The sequence below is a fragment of the Chryseobacterium oryzae genome (assembly GCF_022811665.1).
GTDB classification, from domain to species: Bacteria; Bacteroidota; Bacteroidia; order Flavobacteriales; family Weeksellaceae; genus Chryseobacterium; species Chryseobacterium oryzae.
Map to the genome: position 1 here is coordinate 586,165 of NZ_CP094529.1, position 25,510 is coordinate 611,674.

Below are 25,510 nucleotides of genomic sequence, written 5' to 3' on the forward strand. Positions count from 1 at the left end.
TTTAATAATTTTAAAATGAGAAATATGCGTACTGTTACGGTTGTTCGATATATCTTACCTCTAAGGGAAGGAGGTTCGCTTCCAGCATTGGCCGATGCAGATGATGATTTTAAGTACGTATTGAAATTTCGCGGCGCTGGACATGGTGTTAAAATGCTTATTTCTGAACTTTTGGGAGGTAAAATAGCTGAAGCACTTCAACTTCCCATTCCTGAAATTGTTTTTGTGAATTTGGATGCTGATTTTGGAAGAACAGAGGCAGATGAAGAGATACAGGATTTATTGAAATTTTCTGAAGGGCTCAATTTAGGACTTCATTATTTGTCTGGTGCAATTGCGTATGATCCGAGTGTAAAAATTGATCCTTTATTAGCATCTAAAATCGTATGGCTCGATGCTTTTATTACTAATATAGATCGAACTTTTAAGAATACAAATCTTCTAATGTGGCACAAAGAGCTTTGGGTTATTGATAATGGAGCTTCATTTTATTTTCATCATTCCTGGCAGAATTTTGATACTGCTGCTAAAACTCCTTTCAAATATATAAAAGACCACGTACTTCTTCCACAGGCATCAATGCTGAATGAAGCTGATTTGTTTGCTCATAATATATTAAATGATCAGGTTTTTAGAGATATCGTAAATATGATTCCTTTAGAATGGCTGCAATGGAATGACGCTGAAGAAAGTCCTGATGAAATTCGTGAAATCTATTTTAATTTCATGAAAACAAGATTACTAAACTCACCAATTTTTTTAAACGAAGCGAAAAATGCAAGACTATAAAATTTACGAGTATGCTGTAATACGTTTAGTTCCTAAGGTTGAGAGAGAAGAATTTTTCAATGTAGGACTTATTTTATTTTCAAAAAAAGAAAAATTTATCAGATTTAAATTTCATTTATGTGAAAATAAATTCAAGTTCATGCATAGTAAATTGGATTACAGAGATGTAATAGAAAATCTTGTTAGTTTTGAGAAAATTTCCAAGGGTGACAAAGAAGGCGGACCCATCGCATTATTAGACATTCCCGAACGCTTTAGATGGTTAACAGCTGTACGCAGTTCTGTTATTCAAACTTCTAGACCGCATCCGGGAAAATCTAAAGATCTCGAACAAACTTTTTCAAAACTTTTTCAGGAATTGGTATTATAATTTTTATTAGTCTCCATATTCTTTATGTTTTTGTTTGTGAGTCCATTAAAATGGTAACAGGACCATCATTTAGTAAAGAAACTTTCATGTCTGCTCCAAATATTCCACTATCAATTTTTAGATCGGATTTTTTGAGTTCATCTTTAAAAAAATCAAAAAGAGGGATTGCTTTTTCTGGTTTTGCGGCTTTTATAAAAGAAGGACGGTTACCTTTTTTATAATCTGCAATTAAAGTGAATTGGCTTATACACAAAATTTCTCCCTTAATATCTGTAACCGATAAATTCAGTTTCTCATTTTCATCACCAAATATTCTCAGATTTAAAATTTTTTGTACCAACCATTCTGCATCCGTTTCTTGGTCATTTTCTTCCACTCCAACAAGCAGCATTAGACCATGTTTTATTTCTCCTACAATAATTCCGTCTACTTTTACACTGGCTTCAGAAACTCTTTGTATAACGACTCTCATTTAATTATATAAGTTTAAATTTTTGGTTGATGCATCATAATTGTAAAAATAAGTTTTGGGAGGAAGAGAAGATCCAGAAGTAGGATTTCCGGTTAAGAGAATCCAAGTGGCATTGTCTTTAGGACACACGATACTGATATTATCTTTTACTTCTAAAGTCGTGTTATTATCGGGACAAATATGTGGTGCATTTCGGTCGTATACCTTAAAAGTTGCAGGATTATCTCCGGTTCTCACTACAATAAGACCTCTTGTTCCGGACTGTTGTTCGTTTACATAAATCCAGCCATTAATATAATTGAGATTATTATACGCGGCAAGATTTAGATTTAAACTAACATTAATCGGGGTTTTAGGAAAGCAGCTTACTGTATCCTCCCTATTACTGCATGAGTTTATATTTAAAAAGCTGACTGTCAGTAATATGAAAAAGGATACTGCTGAAAAAGTTTTTTTCATTTGAATATAAAATTTTATATATTTGTAAAATAATAACGATTAACAAGCAAAAACATTGTCCGACAAATGTCGGATAATTTTTTTATACTAAAACAAAATTTTAAAATTATGGCAAGCTACGTAACAAAGGAAGGATTGGATAAAATGAAAGCTGAACTGGAGCAGTTGGAAACTATCGAAAGACCTAAGATTACTCAGCAGATTGCGGAGGCGAGAGATAAAGGAGATTTATCTGAAAATGCTGAGTATGACGCCGCTAAAGAAGCTCAGGGAATGCTGGAAATGAGAATATCAAAATTGAAAGATGTAATCTCTACTTCTAAAATTATAGATGAAAGCCAGCTGGATACTTCTAAAGTTTCTATTCTTACCACTGTGAAACTCATGAACAACGATACAAAAAAAGAACAGGTTTTCAAATTGGTTCCTGATAATGAAAGCGACTTAAAAAGTGGTAAAATTTCTGTAAATACTCCTATTGCAAAAGGATTATTGGGTAAAGCAATTGGAGAAACTGCGGAAATTGTACTTCCTAACGGAAATAAATTGTCTTTTGAAATTTTAGACATAACTTTGTAACTTTAATTTCAAAAAAAATGAGTTCAGTTTTTACTAAAATCATCAATGGAGAAATACCTGCTTATAAAATAGCAGAAAATGAAAACTTTATCGCATTTTTGGATGCAATGCCTTTGGTAAAAGGTCATACTTTGGTAATTCCTAAAAAAGAAGTCGATCTTATTTTTGATCTTGAATCTGAAGAGTACAAAAACCTTTGGTCTTTTGCTCAGGAAATTGCGAAAAAAGTAAAAAATGCCATTCCATGTGTAAGAGTTGGAGTTGCGGTTGTCGGTTTAGAAGTTCCTCATGCACACATACATCTTATTCCGCTAAATACAGTAGAAGACATGAATTTCAAAAATGAGCGATTAAAACTGTCTCCTGAAGAATATTCTGAAATACAACAGTTAATTATAAATTCCTAACATTAAAATAAAAGTCGTAAAAAAGAAATTTTTTACGATTTTCTTTACTAATATATTTAATTAAAATGAATCCAAACCAATGCTCTTTCTGCGGAAAAAAAAGAAGTGAAGTACAGATGCTGATCTCCGGACAGAATGGTTTTATTTGTGAAAACTGCATAGAACAGGCTCATGCAATTGTAAAAGATAATTCTTCAAACGGAGGATTTTCTCCTGCAGAAAGTATTGATGAGCTAAAAAAGCCAAAGGAAATAAAAGAGTTTCTTGATCTGTATGTAATAGGGCAAGATCAGGCAAAAAAACAGCTTTCGATTGCTGTTTACAATCATTATAAAAGGTTGCTGCATGCAAAAAGTGAAAACAGAGAGGTAGAACTGGAAAAATCCAATATCATCATGATTGGTGAAACCGGAACCGGGAAAACCCTTTTGGCTAAAACTATTGCAAGAGAACTGAATGTCCCTTTTTGTATCGTAGATGCTACCATTCTTACAGAAGCAGGATATGTAGGAGAAGATGTGGAAAGTATTTTGTCCCGACTTTTAATGGTTGCAGATTATGATGTAGAAAAGGCCGAAAAGGGAATTGTTTTTATTGATGAGATTGATAAAATTGCAAGAAAATCAGACAACCCGAGTATTACAAGAGATGTTTCCGGTGAAGGAGTGCAACAAGGATTACTGAAGCTTTTAGAAGGGAGTATTGTAAATGTTCCGCCACAAGGAGGAAGAAAACACCCAGATCAGAAGTATATTCAGGTAAATACCCAAAATATATTGTTTATTGCGGGAGGTGCTTTCGATGGGATAAAAGAAATTATCGAAAGAAGACTGAATAAACAGGCAATTGGTTTCAGTTCAGAAAAAATCAATAAAGTTGATGAAGATGAATATGTTCTTAAGAATCTTAATGCTATAGATTTAAGATCTTTTGGGCTAATTCCTGAGTTATTAGGTAGATTTCCAATTATTACATATCTGGAAAAACTCACCAAAGAAACCATGATAAGAATTATGAAAGAGCCTAAAAATTCTATTGTAAATCAATTTGTAGAGTTGTTCAAGATGGATGGGACTAAGTTGGTTTTTACAGATGACGCCATAGAAACAATTGTGGAAGAAACAATGGAAAAAGGTTTAGGAGCAAGAGGATTGAGAGGAACTACTGAAAAGGTTTTGGAAGATTATATGTTTACAGTAGGTGAACAGCATGAGATTGTACTAAAGAGAGATAATATTCTGATTAATAAGTAAATTTAGGGTGTTTTTTAGAAAAAAGTATTATCTTTGCACGGAAAATTGTACAACACAAAACTATGATACAATGAAAAAAAATTTAATAACGTTATCTCTATTGGCTATTGGCATTTCTATGCAGGCACAGACTGCCACAATACTAACTCACTTAGATGGTACAGCTAAAATGTATATAAGCAAGGGAACTCTTGTTTATAATGGAGGAGGTATGGAAATTGTTTCTGGAGGAAGTATTGAGAACCATGGTAATTTTATGATGGTTCGTTCTAATTCTGGGGACGATGTATATAGAAATTTAAACTCTTCGGGTAATCCTGTTGTGGGAGGTATAGCTGGTTCTTTTGTAAATAAATTAAATGAACCCAATGAATATGGTGAAGTAAATGAAAATAAATCAACTTCAGTTCCTAAATATACTTATGGGCAGTTTTATATAGATGGTTTTAATCAAGATAAAATCACTGGTGCTGTAGATATAGAGTTCAGACAAAATAGTCATGGAGATTATCAGCAGATGGGTCTTCCTTTCTCTAATAAAGTGTTTTCAACTTTTAATCAATCTACTGCATCTAATCCTACTCCTGCACAAATTGCTCTTGGTAAAACATTCAATGAAAATAGAAGATCTAAAAATGAAATTCTTATTTGGAGTAATGATTCATCTGTGTTTCAAAAGGTTCTTCAGACTGATGCTACCACTTGTACTTCTTGTGCTGCTGATTTAATAGTTACTCCAACGGCATATTATATTTTTGGTGGACTGAATTTGAATGTCTCTACAGTTACCAGAACATTATCTGGTGTTCCAGTTGCTACTTATTTAAATGGTAGTACCTCTAATACTGCTTATACCATAATTACGAACGCTGGTGGTTCGTTGGCTAATTTTGGAAATAATGGTAATGGAATTAATAGTTACAACGAGAGATACAACAGCTATATACAGGATTCTTTTAACGAAAGTGCGGGGGTATGGACAGGTAATTTTGGAAAAAATATCTACCAGTTTGGTAATCCTTACATGACAAACTTAGATTTGTCTCAAATTGCAAATAATGAAACTAATGGTGACGGAACTTATTTAGACGGTATTTATGGAGTGAGATTAGAAGTACAAGGGGTACAATATTCCGCACTTTCGGGAGGTGGATCTTCTTCATATAAATATATCACTTTTGGTGATAGCTCTGCAGGTTATCAACCAGCTGGAGATGTAAATTATGCAATGGTAAGACCAATGGGTACATTTGCGGTAAAAATGAAAAAAGATTCTCCAACGGCTACTTTAGATTTTGGTAAATTAAGAAGATTTAATTACTATTCTAGAGCTGCAGCAACACCTTATACAGTTACAGCAGCAAAAAATGTTACTAATACACTTAAGCAATTAGGAGTAATTGGTTTAGATGCTAACGGAAAAGAAATCGAAAGAACATACTATGTTGTATCCCCAACCACAGTTTCTGGTCATACAAATGCTCCTACAGTGCAGGTTACTGTAGGTGGTGGTTATTCTTTTGGTACTTTTGAAGAAGATGCTATTAATGGCGGTTATGATTTGTCTAATGTGAGTTATTGGCTTTATATAAATGAAGCTAATGAAGCAAATTTCAAAGGAAAGAATATTAAATTGGTAAATTATAATCCTAATATTGTATCATTTAAGTTCGAGATTAGAGAAAATGCGGCGACGATTCCTACAGGTAGTCATGCCTTATCTTCAGGAGAAGGATTCTATTATAAAGCAGAAGGGGCAACCACTGCAAGTCAGGCATTGCAAGATCAAGTAATTTCTGTTCAGCCCGGAAATTCTAATGGTGTAGAATATGATCTGTATTACGGTCTTCCTACAGGTACTCTTAATACTACAGATGTTAGTAAAAAGAGCAGAACTTTAGTGGTATATAACGCAGATACAAATGGTTATTTTGTTAGATTCGATCCAAACTGGAAAAAAGCTGATATTCAGGTTTTTGATATGAGTGGAAAATTAGTATTATCTAAAAAAGATGTAAATGCTAATAAAGATTATAATTTAGATCTAGCACAAGATGTAAAAATTTCTTATATCGTTACCGTTGTCTCAGAAAAAGGCGAAAAAGTAACCTCTAAGATTATAAAGTAAAAACACAATGAAAAATATGAAAAAAATTTTTGTTCTCCTTTTTATAAATTGTTTCCTACTGGTGTTTTCTGGTCCCCCATGTCCTACATGTACAACACCAGGAAAAGGCGGGGTGGGAGGAGTAACGCCAGGGTCTGCTGCAACTCCCATCGATATGTATGTATATGTTTTAGCGATTGTTGCATTTTTAATTATTGCTTTTGTTGCTAAAAAATACAAAACTCAAAAAATATAAAATTATATTAAAATATTTTTAAAGTCTCCGATTAGTCGGAGACTTTTTTTATTTTTACACTATGAAAAGAATATTTCTATTACCAGGTTTATTGGTTGTTGCCACTATTAATGCACAGTTTTCTGTAAGTATTGAAACTCCACAAAATTTCATCGAAAAAGAAGCCGTTTTATATACATTAAACGGATCTAAAGATATTATAGTTACAAAAGAAAAATCTAAAAATAATTCTTGGCTGTTTAAATATCCTAAGAATTATATTGGGATGATGAAAGTGTATTTTCCGGACACCAATAATACCGTAACATTTATCTCTGAGAATAAAGATGTAAATATTAAAATTGAAACTAAGGATAACAAGATTCAAAATATTTTATACAAAGATGACGCGAATGCTTTAATGAATAGCATACAAGAAAATTCTCAGAAAAAAGAGCTTATTCTTCCGGCATTGGTTCAGATTAAAGAATATTATAAAGATAATACAGATTTTGGAAAAGCTTTGATATCTGAAATGGGTAAACTGTCTGGTGAAAGTGCAGATTTAGATCAGGCAAAACATCCGTTTGTTTATTATTATAATACTAACTATAATAAATTTTTATCTAATAATTCTTCTAAAAAAAATAGTCAGGAAGAAATCATCAATTTTATTGATAAATCGAATGATCTTTTAGAAACATCTTCATTATTAAGACCGATTCTTGTGTCTTATCTTAATGTAGGAGGTAATAGTAATATTAATTCTTCAGTAGATCAGCTAATCAATAAATTAAATATCGAAACGCCAAGAGGACAGACCGTTTTATCGGAGCTTATAGATATTTTTGATGCTTATGATATGGCAGAACTTAAAAATAAATATTTAAGTCAGGCTAAAAACTTAAAATGTACAATTAATGACCGGTTGGCTTCTACCATAAAGTCGAATACAGATACAGATCTTGGAGCTGTTTTTCCCAATTATACATTTCATTCGCCTGTAAATACTAAAGCGAAAACTATTGCTGATGTAAAAGCAGATAAGAAAGTAATCGTTTTTTGGTCTTCAACATGTTCCCATTGCGAAAATGAATTGCCACAACTTTTAAATAAATATAAAGAATTGCAGGCTAAAAATATCCAGGTTATTGGTCTGTCTCTAGATTCGGATAAAAATTCTTATACTTCTAAGATTGCAGCATTTCCATGGATTAACGATTCCGAATTAAGAGGCTGGAATAGTTCTTTTGCAGATAAATATAATATTCATGCAACGCCTACTTATTTTATTTTGGATGCTAACAATAAGATTATCAGTAAGCCAGACCATGTAGGGGATGTTTTGGAATATTTTAAACTAAAATAATTTTGGAGAATTGTAAATATTTTCTATATTTGCACCACCAAAACGGCGAGGTAGCTCAGTTGGTTAGAGCGCAGGATTCATAACCCTGAGGTCACGGGTTCAATTCCCGTCTTCGCTACAAAAAATCCGTAAGATGTTTGTCGAACATTTTTACGGATTTTTTTTGATTTAATATCAGATATTCAATTCTACTAAAGCGGGGCAGTGATCAGAATGAACGGCTTCTTTAAGAATAACTGCTCTTGATAATTGATCTTTCAAAGAATAGGAAGTAAAATTGTAATCTAAACGCCAACCTTTGTTGTTGGCTCTGGAATTCTGACGGTAACTCCACCAAGTATAATTTTCTGGTTCGCTGTTAAAATAACGGAAACTGTCGATAAGTTCGCATTCTTCAATAAACTGAGTCATCCATTCTCTTTCCATGGGTAGAAAACCTGAGGTGTTTTTTAAGCCCATCGGATTATGAATATCAATTGCCTGATGACAGATGTTAAAATCTCCTGAAATAATAAGATTCGGAATGGTTTTCTTTAAATCTTTGATGTAATTTAAAAAATCGTAGCAGAACTGCATTTTGAAATCCAGCCTTTCTATATTCGAAGCAGAGGGTACATAGACAGAAATAACAGAAAAATTATCAAAATCGGCTCTTATTATTCTGCCTTCATTATCATAACTTTCAATTCCGCAGCCATATTCTACATGATTGGGTTTCAATTTAGAAGCAATTCCCACTCCGCTGTATCCTTTTCTTTGTGCAGAATGCCAAAAGCTGTGATAGCCTAATTTTTCGAGACTTTCAATATCAATTTGATCATTTCCAGCCTTGCTTTCCTGAATGCAGATCACATCAGGATTGGCAGTTTTCAGCCAGCCTAAAAAGTCTTTGGTAAAGGCGGCTCTAATTCCGTTAACGTTGTATGTTATTAATCTCATATTGATTTTTTATCTTAAAATAATTTCTATGTAAGTTCAATTGCAGATTGTTTTATCTACTTTTAGTAATTCTTTAATTCAAATGTGCACACAAAAATAATTAAAATATTTGCGCTATATTAATATTGCTTATTTTACTGTAAATTTGATATTCTGGAATTTTATTAAGTATATTTGCTTCTTAAGAGGAGTATGAAGCTAAGTACTGTATAAAATATCTTTTATCTTGAGATAAGGAAATTTTTTAATTCCGAACAAAAAAAATTGGAGGCTATACATTTGATATTACCCAACTATACCAAAAATCGTAAAATTAAAATATTGAAATGTTGATGCTTTTAAAAAAATCAAAATTGATTATTGTTGCATTCTTATTATGTTTTGTGAAAGGTTATTCTCAAACACCCATTGAGAAATGTAAACTACCACAATCACATTATGAAAGTATTTACTCTGTAACAGTTGATGATGTAAAATGTCTGGCTAAAAATTCTGAACAACCCAATACACTTTTTTATACTTTTGGGAGTTGGTGCACACCTTGTATTTATCATATCCCGACGTTTTTTTTAATTGAGAAGTTTTATAAAGCCGATATTTATGTATTGTTAGTTGATCCGGAAGCTAATAATTCTATAGAGAAATCTAAAGATATGGTTTTGGAAGCGTATCCTCATGCTAAAATTCTTGTGATAAAAGATATTCAAGGTAAAGGGAAGTCAAAAAAATACAATGAATTTCTTACTAAGATTACTCCCGCACAATTTGAGAATATCGAAGATATGTCGAAATATATTGTGTTGAATCAAAAAGGGGAAGTGCAATTAGTAACAAGCTACAAAGACTCTGAAAATGATCCGGACTGGAAAAATGATCGACCCATGGTTAAAAGAATTGTTCTGCCTTTGCTAGCGAAAAAAGAAACTGAAACAAAAGAATAAAGTTAACATAAAATTCAAAAAACTAACTCCACAGATTACTGTGGAGTTTTTTCATTTTAAAAGTAATTTTAAGTCGCTGAAATGATAAAAGCAAGTCGCCAATATCTAGAAGAAATCTGCTATTTCGGCTCCAGAATACTTATCGGAATAATACATTCCTCCAAAGAAATTCCGCCGTGCTGATAAGTTTCTTTATAATAATTTACAAAATGATTGTAATTTTTAGGATAAGCTAAAAATATATTGTTTTTGGCAAAAATATATTTAGAACTAAGGTTTCCTTTTGGTAAGAATATTTTTTCCGGATTGGTAACTGCCCAAACATCATTTTCTTCATACGTTAAGCTTTTTCCGGTTTTGTAACGGATGTTGGTAGAGGTTTCTCTGTCTCCCACAACGCGGCTTGGTTTTTTTACATAAACCGTTCCGTGATCGGTAGTAATTACCAGTTTAAATCCACTTTCCGCAGCAAGTTTAATAATTTTAAGCAAAGAAGAGTTTTCAAACCAATTCATTGTTAAAGATCGGAAGGTTTTATCATCTCGTATTAACTGATCTACAATATGATTGTCTGTTTTTGCGTGGGAAAGTATATCAATAAAATTATAAACAATTACCAAAAGATCATTGTTTTTATGCTGATTAAAATCGTCATAAATCTTTTTTTCAAAATCTGCATTCAATACTTTTAGGTATTTCATAGATTTCGAATTAAGACCTATTCTTTTCATTTGATCTTCAAGAAAATCTCTTTCAAACTCATTTTTATTGCCTTCTTCATTGTCGTTAAACCATTTGTCGGGAAAACGTTTTTCAATTTCTGAAGGTAAAAGACCTGCAAAGAAAGAATTTCTTGCATATTGAGTCGCTGTAGGCAAAATGCTGTAATAATAATCTTCCGAAACTTTATTGTAATACTTCGTGAAAAGCGGCTCTATTACTTTCCATTGGTCGTAGCGGAGATTGTCGATCATCAGTAAAAGAACCTTGTCTTTTTCTACTTCAGGTTTTACTTTATCTTTGAAGAGCGTGTGGCTCATCATAGGTTTTTCGGAGCTTGTTAACCAGTCTTCATAATTGTTTTCAATAAATTTTGCAAACTGAATGTTGGCTTCTTCTTTTTGGGACTGAAGTAAATCTGCAAATTCATTATCGGTTACTTTATCGAATTTCAGTTCCCAGTTGATGATTTTTTTATAGTAATCTGCCCATTCCTGATAGGTTCTCAAATAAGAAAGCTCCATAGAAAGATTTCGGAATTCCTGCTGATATTGCAAAATGGTTTTCTGCTCAACCAGGTTATCTTCCTGAAGATTTTTCTTTAAAGATAGGAGAATTTGGTTTGGGTTTACAGGTTTCAGGATATAATCGGCAATCTGAGAACCGATGGCTTCTTCCATAATATGCTCTTCTTCACTTTTCGTCACCATTACGATTTTAAGCGAACTGTCGCGTTGCTTAATCATAGGAATAGCCTCTAAACCTGAAATTCCGGGCATATTTTCATCAATAAGTGTTAATGCGAATTTTTCAGATTCAATGAGTTCTAAAGCTTCGTTTACATTATTAACCGGAGTTACATGATATCCTTTTTTCTCCAAAAAAACGATGTGCGGCTTTAGTAAATCGATTTCATCATCAATCCATAATATTTTATCTGACATATAAGTTTTATTTCTCTGTTGGTTACAGCATCAAAATTACGACCAATTAATTTTAAATTCTCACAAATTGATGTTGTTAAAAGTTAAATCTTAGTTAAAACTATTTTTATCGTTAACTATAATATAATTATTGTATTCAGAAATCGTAAATAATATAATTTTAACGATAGATTATTGTTGTATTTAATTAAATTTAAGTTTAAAAACCTACTTTTGCAAGTATCATGCAGAATAAACTAAAAATTATCAACGATCCGGTACATGGTTTTATAAAAATTCCTCATGAAATTCTTTTTGATGTGATAGAACATCCTTATTTTCAAAGGTTGAGAAGAATTTCACAGACCGGACTTTTAAATTTAATTTTTCCCGGAGCCACACATACCCGTTTTCACCATGCAATTGGCGCGATGCATCTCATGTTTACCGCCTTGGAAACTTTAAAGCAAAAGGGTGTTGAAATTTCTGTAGAAGAAGAAAAAGGAGCCATGTTGGCAATTTTAATGCATGATATAGGACATGGGCCATTTTCTCATGCATTAGAAAGTATGTTGATGGACGATTGGCACCACGAAAATCTTTCTTTACTTCTCATGAATCGTCTAAATGATCATTTTGATGGGCAATTATCAGTTGCCATAGAAATGTTTCAGGGGAAGTACCACAGGAAGTTTTTCAACCAACTTATAAGTTCGCAGTTGGATGTAGACCGTTTGGATTATTTAAATCGAGACAGTTTTTTTACAGGCGTTTCCGAGGGAAATATCAATACCCAAAGAATCATTTCGATGATGAATGTCTGCAATGAAGAATTGGTAATCGATGCAAAAGGAGTTTATTCCATAGAAAATTTCCTTACCGCAAGGATGTTTATGTATTGGCAGGTATATTATCATAAAACATCGGCTTTGGCAGAGTTTATTCTCGTGAAAATTTTAGAAAGAGCCAAATATCTTGTTTCTCAGGGCGTTGATTTACCGGCAACAGACAATCTGAAATATTTTCTTAACCGTTCTAAAAGTTCAGCAACAGAAGAAGATATACAGCGTTTTACAGAATTAGACGATAACGATATTATTCAGGCAATGAAGCTTTGGCAAAATGCTGATGATTTTATTCTTTCTTATTGGTGCAAATGTGTCGTGAAAAGAAATCTTCCTAAAACAATTATTTCTTCCAAACCTTTTGATGAAGATTTTATTAAAGAAAAGATAAAAATTACTAATGAATATTTTGGAATTGATAATGCAGAGGAACTTGTTAACGAGATTAAGAGAGAGTTAAGACCTTATAATACAGAAAAACAACCGATATTTCTTCTACAGAAGAACGGAAAAATTATAAAACTGAATGAGTCTGAAGATCAGTTATTATCAGGTTTAATTATGAATAAAACAACCCGATATATTTTGGCATTTCCAAGAATTTAAGTGTTATTTTTCTCGGAAATTATAAAAATCAATCTACGAAAAACCAAAAATAGGTTTGCGAATTATAGAATTTCTTATCTTTGCAGAATATGGAATTTACAGCTTCGCAGATTGCAAGTTTTATTAATGGAAAAATTATAGGTGACGCAAACTCGCTTATAACAGGCGTTTCTCCTGTAGAAAGTGGAGAAATTGGGCATCTATCTTTTATTGCTCAAGAACGTTTTGCCCATTATTTAGATACTTCAAAATGTTCAGTTCTTATCGTTAGTGAAGCACTTATCACTAAAGAACATTACAATTCAACCATTATTTCGGTAAAGGATGCTTACCTTTCTTTTCAGATTTTAATGAATCTTTATCAGGAAATGCAGGGTAAAAAGGAAGGGATTGAAGATGGCTCTTCTATTCACGATACTGCCGTTATCGGAGAAAAAGTATATATCGGTGCATTTACGTATGTTTCCCAAAAAGCAAAAATTGGAGACGGAACACAAGTTTACCCCCAGGTTTACATTGGTAAAGGCGTAAAAATCGGTAAAAACTGCAAAATTGATAGTGGCGCAAGAATTTACGACTATTGTATTATCGGGGATAATTGCATTATCCATTCTAATACAGTAATTGGTGGTGATGGTTTTGGTTTTCAACCTACGGCAGAAGGATTTCAGAAAATTCCTCAACTTGGAAATGTAATTATCGAAGACAATGTAGAGATTGGTTCTAATTGCAGTATAGACCGTGCAACAATAGGTTCTACAACCATTGGCAAAGGGACTAAAATAGATAATTTAATCCAAATTGCTCATAATGTAAAAATTGGTGCCAATAATGTAATTGCAGCTCAGGCAGGAATTGCGGGTTCTACAACAATAGGAGACTGGAACCAAATTGGCGGTCAGGTAGGTATTGTGGGACATATTAAAATTGGTAATCAGGTGAAAATTCAGGCACAGAGTGGTGTGAATTCTAGCGTAAATGATAAAGAAACTGTTTACGGATCTCCTGCGATAAGCTATAATGATTATCTGAGAAGTTATGTTCATTTCAGAAATCTTCCTGAGATCGTAAAAAGAATAAATAATCTTGAGAATAACTCAAAAGATAATACTAATGAGTGATATGCAAAAAACTCTTCAGCAAGAAGTTACTCTTTCTGGAATAGGTCTTCATACTGGTAAAGAAGTAAAACTTACCATCAAACCCGCAAAAGAAAACACAGGTTTTATTTTTGTAAGAACAGATTTGGAGGGACATCCTCAGGTAGAAGCCGATGTAAATTATGTCGTGGCTACGGAGCGAGGTACAACACTTGAAAAATTAGGCGTAAAAATTAATACGTGTGAGCATCTTTTAGCTGCTTTGGTGGGTTGCGATATCGATAATGCAATTTTAGAGATGAATGCTTCTGAACCTCCAATTTTGGATGGTTCTTCAAAATATTTTGTTGAAGCAATCGAAAGTGCAGGAGTAGTTGAGCAGTCTATGGCTAGAGAATATCTTGTGGTAAAAGAGGTTTTAAGCTACAGCGATCCGGCAACAGGTTCCGAGATAACTATTATTCCTTCAGATACTTATGAAGTAACAACAATGGTAGATTTTGGAACAAAAGTTTTAGGAACTCAGAATGCTACAATGAAAAATATTTCCGAGTTTAAAGAAGAAATTTCCTCAGCAAGAACTTTCAGCTTTTTGCATGAACTGGAAATGCTTTTGGATCATGGCTTGATTAAAGGTGGCGATATTTCAAACGCGATCGTTTATGTAGACAAAGATTTAACTCCGGAAACTACAGAAAAACTTAAAAAAGCTTTCGGAAAAGACAATGTTTCTATCCGTCCGAACGGAATTTTAGATAATCTTAATTTAAACTATCCAAATGAAGCTGCAAGACACAAATTGCTTGATGTAATTGGTGATTTGGCACTTACAGGAGTTAAAATTAAAGGTAAAGTGATTGCTAATAAGCCGGGTCACTATGTAAATACTCAGTTTGCCAAAAAACTGAACAGACAGTGGAAACTTCAGAAAAAGAAAAACGTTCCGGAATTTGATTTAACCAAGCCACCGGTTTTCGATATCAACGGAATTATGAGATTAATGCCTCACCGTTATCCGTTTTTGTTAATTGATAAGGTTCTTGAGCTTTCTGATACTCATGTTGTAGGGTTGAAGAATGTAACATTTAATGAGCCATTCTTCGTAGGGCATTTCCCTAAAGAGCCGGTTATGCCTGGAGTTTTACAGGTAGAAGCTTTAGCACAAACGGGAGGAATTTTAGTTCTTGCAAGCGTTCCGGATCCTGAAAATTATTCTACCTATTTCATCAAAATAGACAAGGTGAAATTTAAAAGAAAAGTAATTCCGGGAGATACACTCGTTTTTAAAATTGAATTAATTACGCCTATCAGAAGAGGAATCGTTCACATGCAGGGTTATGGATATGTAGGAGATCAGGTAGCTGTAGAAGCAGAATTAATGGCTCAGGTAGCAAAAAATAAAGTTGATTAAATGATTCATCAGTTAGCTGCCGTAGATAAGCGTGCAAAAATTGGGAAAAATGTAGTTGTTGAGCCTTTCACAACCATCGCTGCAGATGTTGAAATAGGTGAAGGTACTTGGATAGGATCTAATGTAACCATTATGGATGGTGCGAGAATTGGCAAAAACTGTCGAATTTTTCCAGGTACTGTAATTTCTGCAATTCCACAAGATCTGAAATTCGACGGAGAAGATACACAGACAATTATAGGGAATAATACCACTTTAAGAGAATGTGTTACCGTAAATAAAGGGACAAAAGCTTTAGGATATACAAAAGTAGGAGATGACTGTCTAATTATGGCAACTTCGCATGTTGCTCACGACTGTATTATCGGAAATAATGTAATTATTGCCAACGGATGCGGTATTGCGGGACATGTGGAAATAGGAGATTTTACTGTAATGGGAGGTCTTTCTGCGGTACAGCAATTTGGTAAAATAGGTAAACATACCATGATTTCCGGGGGGTCACTCATCAGAAAAGATATTCCGCCTTACATAAAAGTAGGTAGAGAGCCTATTTCTTATGCCGGAATAAATTCTGTAGGATTAAGAAGAAGAGGTTTTACCAACGAAAAGATTTTCGAAATCCAGAAAATTTACAGATATATCTTTCAGATGAAAATGAATGTTACCCAAGCATTAATCTACATTGAAAAAGAAATGCTTCCTACAGCAGAAAGAGATGAGATTTTAGAATTCATCAAAAACTCTCCGAGAGGAATCGTAAAAGGATACGGAACAGGAAAAGAATAATATAAATTAAGATGAAAAATTTAGTGTTGATTTTTATGGTATTTTCTTCTTTTATTTTTGCTCAGCAGAAAAAAGATTTGTCATTGAGTTTTAAAGATTCAATAGCAGTAAGAAATGTAAATTCAATTCTAGATTATTCAAAAAAAACTTTTTCAAGTTTCAATTCAGACCTAAAAAGTTCATCAGAAGTCAACAAAAATTTAGACCAGCTTTTAATTAACACTATCAATTTCAATACGGTAATTAATAATCGTGCTGTAACTTCTACAGATGTAGGAACATTTTACAGACCTAGAGTTGATGCAATGGATATGTTGGGAAGAAAAGTTCTGAGTCTTCAGGTCTACAAATCAAAATAAAGAAAATAATATAAAAAATTAATGGCAACAAGTAACGATATCAGAAAAGGTCTTTGCATCGAATATAGCAATGATATTTTTAAAGTAATCGAATTTCTTCACGTAAAACCAGGAAAAGGTCCTGCTTTCGTAAGAACAAAATTAAAATCAGTAACCAACGGTAAAGTAATCGACAATACTTTCTCTGCAGGTCATAAAATTGATGAAGTAAAGGTAATCACAAGAAAATTCCAGTATCTTTATGATGATGAGAATGGTTTCCACTTTATGAATAATGAAGATTTCTCTCAATTATATTTAAACAAAGAAATGATTGAAAACTCCAACCTGATGAAAGCTGGGGAAGAAGTGACAATTATTCTTAAAGAAGCAGACGAAACTCCGCTTTCTGCAGAACTCCCTCAGTCCGTTTATCTGGAAGTGGTAGAAGCAGATCCGGGAGTAAAAGGAAATACAGCAACCAATGCGTTGAAAAATGCAATTGTTGAGACCGGAGCAAGAGTAATGGTTCCTTTGTTCATCGAGCCGGGAGACAAAATTAAAGTAAGCACAGAAGACGGTTCTTATCTGGAAAGAGTAAAGTAAGAATCTTACAATATCATGAAGCTGGAAGATCATACCTTTCAGCTTTCATTTTTTTTATGGCAGCAATTTCCGCCCTCCGTTCCCGCTTTTTTGCCTCCGCTTCGCTCCGGCAAAAAGAGCTCCACTCAGGTCGGGCTGCAAAGTAGACAGAAAACAAAATTTGTCAGAAAATTAGATTTTGACAATATTTATTCAAAATATTAGAAAAACTAAAAAAAAAGTTTTCTTACAGATTAGAAAAACTCTCAATGTTTTCTGTGTAATCAACTCTCATTTATCGCTCATTATTTATAATTTATGACGTTTCATCAGCCACAAAAACTAAAAACCATAGCAGAACTTATCGGAGCCAAATTTATAGGTTCTGAAGATTTCGAAGTTTTAGGAACCAACGAAATTCACAGAGTAAAATCCGGCGAAATTGTTTTTGTAAACCATCCCAAATATTACGACAAAGCTTTAAATTCTGCCGCAACCATTATCTTAATCGACAAAGAAGTAGAATGTCCCGAAGGGAAAGCACTTTTGGTTTCAGACGATCCTTTCAGAGATTTCAATAAAATCAATACCCATTTTACGAGAATTTACAATTTTACGGAAACACTTCACGATGTAGAAATAGGAGAAGGAACTCAGATTCATCCTTCCGCAGTTATAGGAAACAACGTAACAATCGGGAAAAATACCCTTATTTTCCCAAATGTTGTAATTGGCGACCGAACCGTAATTGGCGACAATGTTATCATACAATCTAACACTGTTTTGGGAGGCGATGCATTTTATTACAGAAAACTGAACGGAAACTTCGATCGTTTAATTTCTGTAGGAAATATCATCATAGAAAACAACGTAGAAATAGGAAACGGATGTACCATTGATAGGGGAGTTACAGACTCTACCATTATTGGGGAAGGTTCAGTTCTGGATAATCAGATCCAGATCGGTCATGATACCGTAATTGGCAAAAGATGTCTTATTGCATCGCAAGTGGGCATTGCCGGTTGCTGTAATATTGGTGATGAGGTAACTATTTGGGGGCAAGTTGGTATGGCTTCAGGAAATAGTGTTGAAAGTGGAACTGTACTTTTAGGTAAAACTGGAGTAAACAGAGATTTGGCGAAAGGTACTTATATCGGCATGTTTGCAGAAGATTACAAAACTTACCTTAAAAAAGAAGTAAAATTGAGAAATCTAGAATAAACAAATTACTCTGTTTTATTTAAAATTAAAGAAAAATAAGTAAATTTGTGAGCGTTATCAAATAAATATATGAAGAGATTTTTCTCATTTTTTTTAGTTTTAGCAATGTCTTTAGTTTTTGGTCAAAAAACTCTTGATGCGAAAATTTTAACGGCAGACAATGATACTCTTAAAGTTAAAATTAAAGTGAGAACAAATGCGTTTGATCCTGATTTGCTTTATGTTACAAGTTTTAATACGAAAGTGACATCGGTAGATGAAAATGGGAAGAAAGTAAAAATTGAAATTCCTAAAATCAAAGAGCTTTCATTAATAGATTTTTATGGAAAAAAACGTTTTTTCATCAATAAATCTGATGATAATAAAGTTCTTTTGGAGAGAATGTATGATAGTGATAATGTAGAATGGTTTCGTAATTATTCTTCAACGATGGGAGGTGAAAATGCCAACGATTTTTTATTTAATAAGAAAACAAATAAGGGAGTTGGCTTTATATATTTTACGGGATTGCCGAAAAAAAGGCTGAAAGAATTTTTTGCCGATGAGCCCGAAATGTTAAAAATAGTAGATGATATTCGTAAAGATGGAGGTTTCTCACATACTTCAGACTACGATAATGCTATGATCAATATTCTCGAAAATTTTGATAAGATTAAGAATAATAAATAAAAATAAATTTAAAAAACAATAAAATGTCAATTTTAGTAAACAAAGATTCTAAAGTAATTGTACAAGGTTTTACAGGAAATGAAGGTACTTTCCATGCAAGCCAAATGATTGAATACGGAACCAACGTTGTAGGAGGTGTTACTCCCGGAAAAGGTGGAAGCGAGCATTTGGGTAAGCCGGTATTTAATACCGTTGCAGACGCTGTAGAAAAAGCGGGAGCCAACGTAAGTATTATTTTTGTACCACCTGCATTTGCTGCAGATGCAATTATGGAAGCTGCTGAAGCGGGGATTAAAGTAATTGTTTGTATTACAGAAGGTATTCCTGTTGCAGACATGGTAAAAGTAAAATCTTATATTGCCGACAGAGATTGCCGATTAATCGGACCAAACTGCCCGGGAATCATTACTTCAGAAGAAGCTAAAATTGGTATTATGCCAGGTTTTGTTTTCAAAGCAGGTAAAGTTGGTATTGTGTCTAAATCTGGTACTTTAACGTATGAGGCTGCAGATCAGGTTGTAAGAGCTGGTTACGGTATTTCTACTGCTATCGGTATTGGTGGAGACCCAATTATCGGAACAACTACTAAAGAAGCTTTAGAATTATTCATCAACGATCCTGAAACTGAAGCGGTTGTAATGATCGGTGAAATCGGTGGAGGTCTTGAGGCAGAAGCTGCAAGATGGTACAAAGCAAGTGGTTCTACAAAACCGGTTGTAGGTTTCATCGCTGGTCAAACGGCTCCTAAAGGAAGAACAATGGGACACGCAGGTGCTATCGTTGGTGGTGCTGAAGATACTGCTCAGGCAAAAATGGAAATCATGAGAGAAAACGGTATTAACGTTGTAGATTCTCCAGCTGATATTGGTGCTACAGTTGCAAAAATATTAGGTTAATAAAAACATTTGATGATATGAAAAAAATTTTATTGGCATCTGCAATGGCTTTATCAATTTCCTCTTTTGCACAGATAGATTTAAGAGGAACAAGATTTGGTCTTACTGCGGGTGGTAATTATTCCAGAGTAAAAAATGCACACAATCCTTCGGGTGCCCGTTTTGCTTTTCAAGGAGGTGTTTTGGCACTTATTCCGATAGGTAAAGCAGATCAGTTTTACTTGCAGCCAGAAGTTGTGTACTATGGAGCTGGAGAATCTGGTAAAGATAAAAATGCAAAAGGGACTCCGGGATACAATGCTATGTATGCAAATAATTATATTAGTGTACCGGTATCTTTTAAAGGGTACTTTTCTGAAGCTGAGTCAGAATTTTTCGGATTGATTGGTCCAAGATTTAATTTTCTTTTGAATCAGAAAGTTACCAATGAATCTCGTGATATTTATAAAACAGATCAGGAAGGAAAGGCAAATTCATTTAATTTTGCCATCGGTGCAGGAATTGGATATAGTTACAAAAGACAGCTTGAAGTTGCTTTAAAATATGATTTAGGGTTATCTAATACTTATCCTAAATTGGATGAAAGTAAATTAGATCCAAATTCATTGAAAAAGAAATCTGAACAGGTTTTGAGCATCAGCTTAAGCTATATTTTCGAATAATTTTTTTCTATATGAGAAAATATAAATCCCAAACTTTATCGGTTTGGGATTTTTTATGAATTACATGCTTAAACCAATACCCCGTTTTTGGACGAGATAGGATCAGGAAGTTCTGTTTCTCCCATTATCTGCAAGAGATCTATCTCGATGTTTCTGCAAATGGAAAGCATAGGAATATCGAACATAAGACCTTCAAAAGGGTTTTCAGAATAATCTCCTACGAGTTCCATAATGATGTAAATCCATCCTATAATAATGCAGAAAGGGATAGACATCCATATTCCATAATCTCCCAATTTAGAAAATTCATTCACCAATCCTAAAGGAAGTAGCATAATAAATAAAACATTAAAAACAAACGCTGTACTTGCAAATTGTCTTGGTAAAGGGAACTTTTTTATTCTTTCTGCCTGACCTTGAAGGGTGTAAAATTCATTTAAACAATCTTGAAGTTGCATTTGGTTAAAATCTGAAATAGCATTCTCGTTTTTAAGTTCATTAACATCTTTAGACTGTTGTGCTATAAGATATGTAGCAAAATTTTTGTAATGAGATTGTAATTCAACCTCTTCTTCGGTAAGATATTTATTAAGGAAAATGGGAGTTCTGCCATAGTCTGGAAATCCCGCTTTTATCAGTCTGTTTCTTCGTCTGTTAATTTTTTGGGTGTGTTGCTGATCCGATTTGATATGTTCCCAGTCTGTAGGAACTAAAATTTGTTCTCTAAAAGCATAAAGCCAGGCAATATGCCGGTTCACAAGTCTTTTTCTGCGATCTTCTAATTCAAATGAACCCATTTTTTCGTGTTGAGTATCAAAAGCATATACCATTGCAGCGAAAGATCTGCTTGAATTAACGATTCCGCCCCATATTTTTCTTGCTTCCCAAAGTCTGTCGTACGCCTGGTTATTTTTAAAACCTACAAGAAAAGCTTCTGCAGTACCAATTAACGCTACAGGAACCCAAGGAATAATCATCCATTCCCAATTGAAAAAATGGAATAAAACAGCAATTAAAGTACACCAAATAGATATTAAAATTACATGAAAACCAGATAAATTGAGTACCTGTCTGTAATTAACGTATTTTGTAGTAATCATAGTTTTTAATCTTATAAAAATCTATTCAAAGTAACAAAAAGTGTACAAAAAAACCTCTAAAGCTAGAGGTTTGTTAATATTTAATTATTAATGTCAATTAAAAATTGAGCATTTCTTCAATTTTCACTGCTAATTTCTCGGCATTAGGCAGCATTTCTTTCTCTAAAACCAAGTTAATAGGAACAGCAGGAGTATCTAAAGATCCCATTGTTTCCACAGGAGCATCGAGATATTTAAAGCAGTTTTTGGAAATTCTGTGTGCGAATGCTTCTGCAAAAGAGTTGTTGAGTTGTTCTTCTGTTAAAACAATACATTTTCCGTGAGCTTTTACTCTTTCGAAAACCAATTCTTCATCCAAAGGAATTAATGTTCTTAAGTCAATGACTTCAATTCTTCCGTTGAATTTTTTAGCAGCTTCTTTTGCCCAGTAATTACCCATTCCATAGGTAACTACCAATAATGTTCTGCCTTTTTCGGTTTCAGTTTTATCAGCTTCAATTATTACTTTTCCCTTTCCGAAAGGTAAAATATAATCTTCGGCAGGTTCTACGGTTTTCGCATCTTCTGTTCCCGGAACTTTGCTCCAGTACAAACCTTTATGTTCGAGCATAACCACCGGATTGGGATCGTAATAGGCTGCTTTCAGTAAACCTTTAAAATCGGCTGCATTACTCGGATAAGCTATTTTAATTCCTTTAATGTTGGCTAATATGCTTTCTACACTTCCGCTGTGATAAGGTCCGCCACCTCCGTAAGCTCCTATCGGAACTCTAATGATATTGCTTACAGGAAATTTACCTTGACTTAAATAGCATGATTTGGAAATCTCTGTAATCAACTGATTGATTCCAGGGTAAATATAATCGGCAAACTGAACTTCAACAATAGGTTTTAAACCAACTGCACTCATTCCCGTGGTAGAGCCAATAATATAAGCCTCCTGAATTGCGGTATTGAAAACTCTTTTACTGCCAAATTTTTTCCCTAAAGTAACTGTTTCACGGAAAACCCCACCAATTCTTTCACCTACGTCCTGTCCATAGAGCAATGCTTCAGGATGTTTCCACATCAATTCCTGAATGGCATGAATGGCAGCATCTACCATCACAATTTTTTCACCACCTTCAGGTTCGCGTGTTCCAACTTCTTCTGTAATGGGAGTTGGAGCAAAAATATGATTCATTACTGTTTGTGGCTCCGGATCTTTAGCATTTTGAGCTTTTTCGAAAGCTTCTTCTGCTTCAAGACGGGCCTTTTTGGTCATTTGCTTTAAAAGATCTTCGTCCGTTCCATTTTCAAGAAGATAATTTCTTAAAATTTCTCCCGGATCTTTTGCTCTGTGTTTTACCAAATCTTCATCGTCCCGGTAAAATTCTCGTCTTACGCCGGAAGTATGATGGCCTATTAAAACAGTCTTAGCACAAACAACTAAAGGCTTTCGTTCTGTTCTCACAAAATCGAAAGCGTTTTTCATTACTTCGAAACTTTCAACAAAATCGGTTCCGTCTACTCGCATTCTGCCAAGTCCTTCAAAACCGGCAACAAAGTCGTAAGCATCACACGTTCTGGCTTCTTCTTTGGTTACAGAAATTCCCCACTCATTATCCTGTACAAGAAAAATAATAGGAAGTTGGTGTAACGCAGAAAACTGAAGTGCTTCACTCACTTCACCTTCTGTAACAGAATTATCGCCAAGACTGCAGACTACTACAGGATTGTTTTCGAACTGCCGCAAATTAAAATCCTGAATATATTTTATTCCCTGTGCAACACCGGCAGTTGGAATAGTCTGCATTCCTGTTGCGGAACTCTGATGAATTATTTTGGGTTTGTCTTCTTCTCTGCTGGAAGGATGAGAATAATAAGACCTGCCTCCCGAAAAAGGATCGTCGGCTTTTGCCAACAGCTGAAGCATCAGTTGATAAGGTTCAAAACCAATTCCTAAAAGAATACTTTCGTCTCTGTAATAAGGAGAAACCCAATCTTCTTTTTTTAGCTGATAAGCGGTAGCCAACTGAATGGCTTCGTGACCTCTGGATGTACTGTGCACGTATTTACAAATGCTTCTGTTTTCCTCATAAATATCTGCCATTGCTTTGGCGAGCATCATGTGGTGATAAGCTTTTAGTAAAATATCCTGAGAAACTTTTTCGTGAAGTGTATTTTCCATAGTAAGCAAAGATATACAAAAAAATAAAATACGAACAAGTGTTAGTATTTCTCTTTAAATCTATGATTTTAAGAATTTATTACTGTTTTTATCCTGCGAAATGTACCGATAAAATAATTTATAAATAAATTTTTGATAATCAATAAATTATATTTAACAATGAAAATAAATTTTTAATGTAGATTTGTATAGTGTTTTAAAGGAAACTGGCTTTAAAGAATGTGAAAATGATGAGGTGGAAGCTTGGTGGAATGATAACAGAAAATCATGTGTAGGAATACAAGATTAGCTAAATTCTAAAATCAAGAGATATCAATATCTCATAAAATTGATGTGAATTGTAATAATTATTTTAAAAAAATTCCTTCTTGTTTAAGCATGAATGATAATTTAAAAAAACAAAAAAACTATTTCAGATGACAGGTAAGATTATAGGTGTGGGAAATTGCATCCCCGAAGAAACTATAACTCATTTATTTTTTAATCAACATATTTTTCTGGACGAAAATGGTATTCTCTTAAAAGACGACAATTTTTCGATTAGTGAAAAACTTAAAAAAATTACAGGAATTGAAGAAAGAAGATATGCAGAAAGTAATCAGGTAACTTCAGATCTTGGTTTAATTGCTGCTCAGGCTGCCATAGAAGATTCAGGAATAGATCCCGAAACCTTAGATTATATTATTTTTGCACATAATTTTGGGGACGTACAATTTGGTACTGTGCAATCGGATATGGTTCCTAGTCTTGCATCGAGAGTAAAACATTCCCTAAAAATTAAAAATAATCTTTGTGTAGCATACGATTTAATTTTTGGATGTCCTGGTTGGATCGAAGGTATCATTCAAGCCAATGCATTTATAAAATCAGGGATTGCAAAACGGTGTTTGGTTATCGGAGCAGAAACATTGTCCCGTGTTGTTGATATTCACGACAGAGACAGTATGATTTATGCAGATGGAGCAGGTGCCGTTGTGTTGGAAATGAATAACCAGGATGACTCGGGAGTACAGTCGCATCTTTCTGCTTCTCATACGTTGGACGAAAAAGATTTTTTATTTTTCGGAAAATCGTACAATAATGAAGGTTGCGAAAATACAAAGTACATTAAAATGAATGGGCGGAAAATTTATGAATTTGCCTTACAGTACGTACCTGATGCAATGAAAAAATGTCTGGATGACAGCAAATATTCTATAAATGAGCTTTCAAAAATAATAATTCATCAGGCAAACGAAAAGATGGATGAAGCCATTGTAAAAAGGTTTTATCAGTTGTATGATGTTGCAATGCCTGATGATATAATGCCAATGGTTATCCAAAAGCTTGGTAACAGTAGTGTTGCTACAATTCCATCGTTGCTTACCATGATTTTGAAAGGCGAATTAGACGATCATGACATCAAAAAAGGAGATATAGTTTTATTTGCTTCAGTTGGGGCAGGGATGAATATTAATGCTTTTGTCTACAAATTTTAATTTTGTTTTCATTTTTACTTATTTAGCAAATATTTTGAATCATTAGATTTAATTATTTTCTCAAAAATTGCGGATAT

At 33.6% G+C, this 25,510-nt stretch carries 26 protein-coding genes and 1 tRNA gene; 21 read left to right on the forward strand and 6 right to left on the reverse strand.

Annotation, left to right across the window (positions count from 1 at the left end):
* The first annotated feature begins 15 nt into the window (after window positions 1–15).
* Together MTP08_RS02755 and MTP08_RS02760 are read left to right on the forward strand one after the other, a co-directional pair.
* Window positions 16–789, forward strand: a complete 774-nt coding sequence (locus MTP08_RS02755) for a HipA family kinase (protein WP_243576951.1) — start codon at window positions 16–18, stop codon at window positions 787–789.
* Window positions 776–1,159 (forward strand): DUF3037 domain-containing protein, encoded by a 384-nt coding sequence (locus tag MTP08_RS02760; RefSeq protein WP_243576952.1) that lies wholly within the window; start codon window positions 776–778, stop codon window positions 1,157–1,159. The genes MTP08_RS02755 and MTP08_RS02760 overlap by 14 nt, the downstream gene beginning before the upstream one ends.
* A 22-nt stretch (window positions 1,160–1,181) precedes the next feature.
* Here the strand turns inward: MTP08_RS02760 and dtd are convergent, their stop codons facing one another.
* A complete protein-coding gene (dtd, locus tag MTP08_RS02765; protein ID WP_243576953.1) occupies window positions 1,182–1,631 on the reverse strand; it encodes a D-aminoacyl-tRNA deacylase in 450 nt (149 codons plus the stop codon).
* Window positions 1,632–2,090 carry a hypothetical protein gene (locus MTP08_RS02770; protein WP_209390410.1) on the reverse strand — a complete coding sequence of 153 codons (459 nt, stop codon included), beginning with the start codon at window positions 2,088–2,090 and terminating at the stop codon, window positions 1,632–1,634. It lies immediately after the preceding gene.
* Window positions 2,091–2,198: 108 nt separating this feature from the next.
* Between MTP08_RS02770 and greA the strand changes: the two genes are divergently transcribed.
* From greA to MTP08_RS02805, 7 genes are all read left to right on the forward strand, one after another.
* Window positions 2,199–2,669, forward strand: a complete 471-nt coding sequence (gene greA, locus MTP08_RS02775) for a transcription elongation factor GreA (protein WP_209390409.1) — start codon at window positions 2,199–2,201, stop codon at window positions 2,667–2,669.
* 17 nt (window positions 2,670–2,686) lie between these two features.
* Window positions 2,687–3,076, forward strand: a complete 390-nt coding sequence (locus MTP08_RS02780) for an HIT family protein (protein WP_209390408.1) — start codon at window positions 2,687–2,689, stop codon at window positions 3,074–3,076.
* 65 nt (window positions 3,077–3,141) lie between these two features.
* On the forward strand, window positions 3,142–4,329 hold the full coding sequence (gene clpX / locus MTP08_RS02785; RefSeq protein ID WP_243576954.1) for an ATP-dependent Clp protease ATP-binding subunit ClpX: 1,188 nt from the start codon (window positions 3,142–3,144) through the stop codon (window positions 4,327–4,329).
* 70 nt (window positions 4,330–4,399) lie between these two features.
* Window positions 4,400–6,457, forward strand: a complete 2,058-nt coding sequence (locus tag MTP08_RS02790) for a T9SS type A sorting domain-containing protein (RefSeq protein ID WP_243576955.1) — start codon at window positions 4,400–4,402, stop codon at window positions 6,455–6,457.
* Between the two features lie 16 nt (window positions 6,458–6,473).
* A complete protein-coding gene (locus MTP08_RS02795; protein ID WP_243576956.1) occupies window positions 6,474–6,692 on the forward strand; it encodes a signal peptidase in 219 nt (72 codons plus the stop codon).
* Between the two features lie 61 nt (window positions 6,693–6,753).
* A complete protein-coding gene (locus MTP08_RS02800; protein ID WP_243576957.1) occupies window positions 6,754–8,040 on the forward strand; it encodes a TlpA family protein disulfide reductase in 1,287 nt (428 codons plus the stop codon).
* A gap of 44 nt (window positions 8,041–8,084) precedes the next feature.
* A tRNA-Met gene (locus MTP08_RS02805) sits at window positions 8,085–8,158 on the forward strand.
* Window positions 8,159–8,214: 56 nt separating this feature from the next.
* On the opposite strand, the gene MTP08_RS02810 is transcribed toward MTP08_RS02805, so the two are convergent.
* Window positions 8,215–8,979, reverse strand: coding sequence for an exodeoxyribonuclease III (locus MTP08_RS02810; protein ID WP_243576958.1), 765 nt, complete (start codon window positions 8,977–8,979; stop codon window positions 8,215–8,217).
* A 332-nt stretch (window positions 8,980–9,311) separates the two neighbouring features.
* Between MTP08_RS02810 and MTP08_RS02815 the strand changes: the two genes are divergently transcribed.
* A complete protein-coding gene (locus MTP08_RS02815; protein WP_243576959.1) occupies window positions 9,312–9,920 on the forward strand; it encodes a hypothetical protein in 609 nt (202 codons plus the stop codon).
* Window positions 9,921–10,039: 119 nt separating this feature from the next.
* On the opposite strand, the gene porX is transcribed toward MTP08_RS02815, so the two are convergent.
* Window positions 10,040–11,584, reverse strand: a complete 1,545-nt coding sequence (gene porX / locus MTP08_RS02820) for a T9SS response regulator signal transducer PorX (RefSeq protein WP_243576960.1) — start codon at window positions 11,582–11,584, stop codon at window positions 10,040–10,042.
* Between the two features lie 224 nt (window positions 11,585–11,808).
* Between porX and MTP08_RS02825 the strand changes: the two genes are divergently transcribed.
* The 10 genes from MTP08_RS02825 to MTP08_RS02870 all read left to right on the forward strand — a co-directional run bounded on the left by MTP08_RS02825 (window position 11,809) and on the right by MTP08_RS02870 (window position 20,685).
* Window positions 11,809–13,014: an HD domain-containing protein gene (locus MTP08_RS02825; RefSeq protein WP_243576961.1), complete on the forward strand. Its 1,206-nt coding sequence runs from the start codon at window positions 11,809–11,811 to the stop codon at window positions 13,012–13,014.
* An 89-nt stretch (window positions 13,015–13,103) separates the two neighbouring features.
* Complete coding sequence (gene lpxD / locus MTP08_RS02830) at window positions 13,104–14,135, forward strand: UDP-3-O-(3-hydroxymyristoyl)glucosamine N-acyltransferase (protein ID WP_243576962.1); 1,032 nt, start codon at window positions 13,104–13,106, stop codon at window positions 14,133–14,135.
* Entirely contained in the window at window positions 14,128–15,525 is a 1,398-nt protein-coding gene (locus tag MTP08_RS02835) for a bifunctional UDP-3-O-[3-hydroxymyristoyl] N-acetylglucosamine deacetylase/3-hydroxyacyl-ACP dehydratase (RefSeq protein WP_243576963.1), read from the forward strand. Before lpxD ends, MTP08_RS02835 begins: the two co-directional genes overlap by 8 nt.
* Complete coding sequence (gene lpxA, locus MTP08_RS02840; RefSeq protein WP_209390396.1) at window positions 15,526–16,314, forward strand: acyl-ACP--UDP-N-acetylglucosamine O-acyltransferase; 789 nt, start codon at window positions 15,526–15,528, stop codon at window positions 16,312–16,314. It abuts the gene before it with no gap.
* Window positions 16,315–16,325: 11 nt separating this feature from the next.
* On the forward strand, window positions 16,326–16,673 hold the full coding sequence (locus MTP08_RS02845) for a hypothetical protein (RefSeq protein ID WP_243576964.1): 348 nt from the start codon (window positions 16,326–16,328) through the stop codon (window positions 16,671–16,673).
* 21 nt (window positions 16,674–16,694) lie between these two features.
* Complete coding sequence (efp, locus tag MTP08_RS02850; protein WP_143883968.1) at window positions 16,695–17,258, forward strand: elongation factor P; 564 nt, start codon at window positions 16,695–16,697, stop codon at window positions 17,256–17,258.
* Between the two features lie 297 nt (window positions 17,259–17,555).
* A complete protein-coding gene (locus MTP08_RS02855) occupies window positions 17,556–18,458 on the forward strand; it encodes a UDP-3-O-(3-hydroxymyristoyl)glucosamine N-acyltransferase (RefSeq protein WP_243576965.1) in 903 nt (300 codons plus the stop codon).
* A gap of 69 nt (window positions 18,459–18,527) precedes the next feature.
* Window positions 18,528–19,127 (forward strand): hypothetical protein, encoded by a 600-nt coding sequence (locus tag MTP08_RS02860; protein WP_243576966.1) that lies wholly within the window; start codon window positions 18,528–18,530, stop codon window positions 19,125–19,127.
* Window positions 19,128–19,150: 23 nt separating this feature from the next.
* A complete protein-coding gene (sucD, locus tag MTP08_RS02865; protein WP_243576967.1) occupies window positions 19,151–20,023 on the forward strand; it encodes a succinate--CoA ligase subunit alpha in 873 nt (290 codons plus the stop codon).
* Window positions 20,024–20,040: 17 nt separating this feature from the next.
* Complete coding sequence (locus tag MTP08_RS02870) at window positions 20,041–20,685, forward strand: porin family protein (protein WP_209390392.1); 645 nt, start codon at window positions 20,041–20,043, stop codon at window positions 20,683–20,685.
* A 68-nt stretch (window positions 20,686–20,753) separates the two neighbouring features.
* Here the strand turns inward: MTP08_RS02870 and MTP08_RS02875 are convergent, their stop codons facing one another.
* Together MTP08_RS02875 and MTP08_RS02880 are read right to left on the reverse strand one after the other, a co-directional pair.
* Complete coding sequence (locus tag MTP08_RS02875) at window positions 20,754–21,785, reverse strand: bestrophin family protein (protein WP_243576968.1); 1,032 nt, start codon at window positions 21,783–21,785, stop codon at window positions 20,754–20,756.
* Between the two features lie 97 nt (window positions 21,786–21,882).
* A complete protein-coding gene (locus MTP08_RS02880) occupies window positions 21,883–23,955 on the reverse strand; it encodes an alpha-ketoacid dehydrogenase subunit alpha/beta (protein ID WP_243576969.1) in 2,073 nt (690 codons plus the stop codon).
* 416 nt (window positions 23,956–24,371) lie between these two features.
* Here MTP08_RS02880 and MTP08_RS02885 point away from each other — a divergent pair, with 416 nt between their 5' ends.
* A complete protein-coding gene (locus tag MTP08_RS02885; RefSeq protein WP_243576970.1) occupies window positions 24,372–25,433 on the forward strand; it encodes a 3-oxoacyl-ACP synthase III family protein in 1,062 nt (353 codons plus the stop codon).
* The last annotated feature ends 77 nt before the right edge of the window (window positions 25,434–25,510 follow it).

What these genes read in the sequence shown, in the direction of transcription:
- MTP08_RS02755 (WP_243576951.1), top strand. Translation starts at nt 16, where the DNA reads ATGAGAAATATGCGTACTGTTACGGTTGTTCGATATATCTTACCTCTA.
- MTP08_RS02760 (WP_243576952.1), top strand. Translation starts at nt 776, where the DNA reads ATGCAAGACTATAAAATTTACGAGTATGCTGTAATACGTTTAGTTCCT.
- dtd (WP_243576953.1), bottom strand. Translation starts at nt 1,631, where the DNA reads ATGAGAGTCGTTATACAAAGAGTTTCTGAAGCCAGTGTAAAAGTAGAC.
- MTP08_RS02770 (WP_209390410.1), bottom strand. Translation starts at nt 2,090, where the DNA reads ATGAAAAAAACTTTTTCAGCAGTATCCTTTTTCATATTACTGACAGTC.
- greA (WP_209390409.1), top strand. Translation starts at nt 2,199, where the DNA reads ATGGCAAGCTACGTAACAAAGGAAGGATTGGATAAAATGAAAGCTGAA.
- MTP08_RS02780 (WP_209390408.1), top strand. Translation starts at nt 2,687, where the DNA reads ATGAGTTCAGTTTTTACTAAAATCATCAATGGAGAAATACCTGCTTAT.
- clpX (WP_243576954.1), top strand. Translation starts at nt 3,142, where the DNA reads ATGAATCCAAACCAATGCTCTTTCTGCGGAAAAAAAAGAAGTGAAGTA.
- MTP08_RS02790 (WP_243576955.1), top strand. Translation starts at nt 4,400, where the DNA reads ATGAAAAAAAATTTAATAACGTTATCTCTATTGGCTATTGGCATTTCT.
- MTP08_RS02795 (WP_243576956.1), top strand. Translation starts at nt 6,474, where the DNA reads ATGAAAAAAATTTTTGTTCTCCTTTTTATAAATTGTTTCCTACTGGTG.
- MTP08_RS02800 (WP_243576957.1), top strand. Translation starts at nt 6,754, where the DNA reads ATGAAAAGAATATTTCTATTACCAGGTTTATTGGTTGTTGCCACTATT.
- MTP08_RS02810 (WP_243576958.1), bottom strand. Translation starts at nt 8,979, where the DNA reads ATGAGATTAATAACATACAACGTTAACGGAATTAGAGCCGCCTTTACC.
- MTP08_RS02815 (WP_243576959.1), top strand. Translation starts at nt 9,312, where the DNA reads ATGCTTTTAAAAAAATCAAAATTGATTATTGTTGCATTCTTATTATGT.
- porX (WP_243576960.1), bottom strand. Translation starts at nt 11,584, where the DNA reads ATGTCAGATAAAATATTATGGATTGATGATGAAATCGATTTACTAAAG.
- MTP08_RS02825 (WP_243576961.1), top strand. Translation starts at nt 11,809, where the DNA reads ATGCAGAATAAACTAAAAATTATCAACGATCCGGTACATGGTTTTATA.
- lpxD (WP_243576962.1), top strand. Translation starts at nt 13,104, where the DNA reads ATGGAATTTACAGCTTCGCAGATTGCAAGTTTTATTAATGGAAAAATT.
- MTP08_RS02835 (WP_243576963.1), top strand. Translation starts at nt 14,128, where the DNA reads ATGAGTGATATGCAAAAAACTCTTCAGCAAGAAGTTACTCTTTCTGGA.
- lpxA (WP_209390396.1), top strand. Translation starts at nt 15,526, where the DNA reads ATGATTCATCAGTTAGCTGCCGTAGATAAGCGTGCAAAAATTGGGAAA.
- MTP08_RS02845 (WP_243576964.1), top strand. Translation starts at nt 16,326, where the DNA reads ATGAAAAATTTAGTGTTGATTTTTATGGTATTTTCTTCTTTTATTTTT.
- efp (WP_143883968.1), top strand. Translation starts at nt 16,695, where the DNA reads ATGGCAACAAGTAACGATATCAGAAAAGGTCTTTGCATCGAATATAGC.
- MTP08_RS02855 (WP_243576965.1), top strand. Translation starts at nt 17,556, where the DNA reads ATGACGTTTCATCAGCCACAAAAACTAAAAACCATAGCAGAACTTATC.
- MTP08_RS02860 (WP_243576966.1), top strand. Translation starts at nt 18,528, where the DNA reads ATGAAGAGATTTTTCTCATTTTTTTTAGTTTTAGCAATGTCTTTAGTT.
- sucD (WP_243576967.1), top strand. Translation starts at nt 19,151, where the DNA reads ATGTCAATTTTAGTAAACAAAGATTCTAAAGTAATTGTACAAGGTTTT.
- MTP08_RS02870 (WP_209390392.1), top strand. Translation starts at nt 20,041, where the DNA reads ATGAAAAAAATTTTATTGGCATCTGCAATGGCTTTATCAATTTCCTCT.
- MTP08_RS02875 (WP_243576968.1), bottom strand. Translation starts at nt 21,785, where the DNA reads ATGATTACTACAAAATACGTTAATTACAGACAGGTACTCAATTTATCT.
- MTP08_RS02880 (WP_243576969.1), bottom strand. Translation starts at nt 23,955, where the DNA reads ATGGAAAATACACTTCACGAAAAAGTTTCTCAGGATATTTTACTAAAA.
- MTP08_RS02885 (WP_243576970.1), top strand. Translation starts at nt 24,372, where the DNA reads ATGACAGGTAAGATTATAGGTGTGGGAAATTGCATCCCCGAAGAAACT.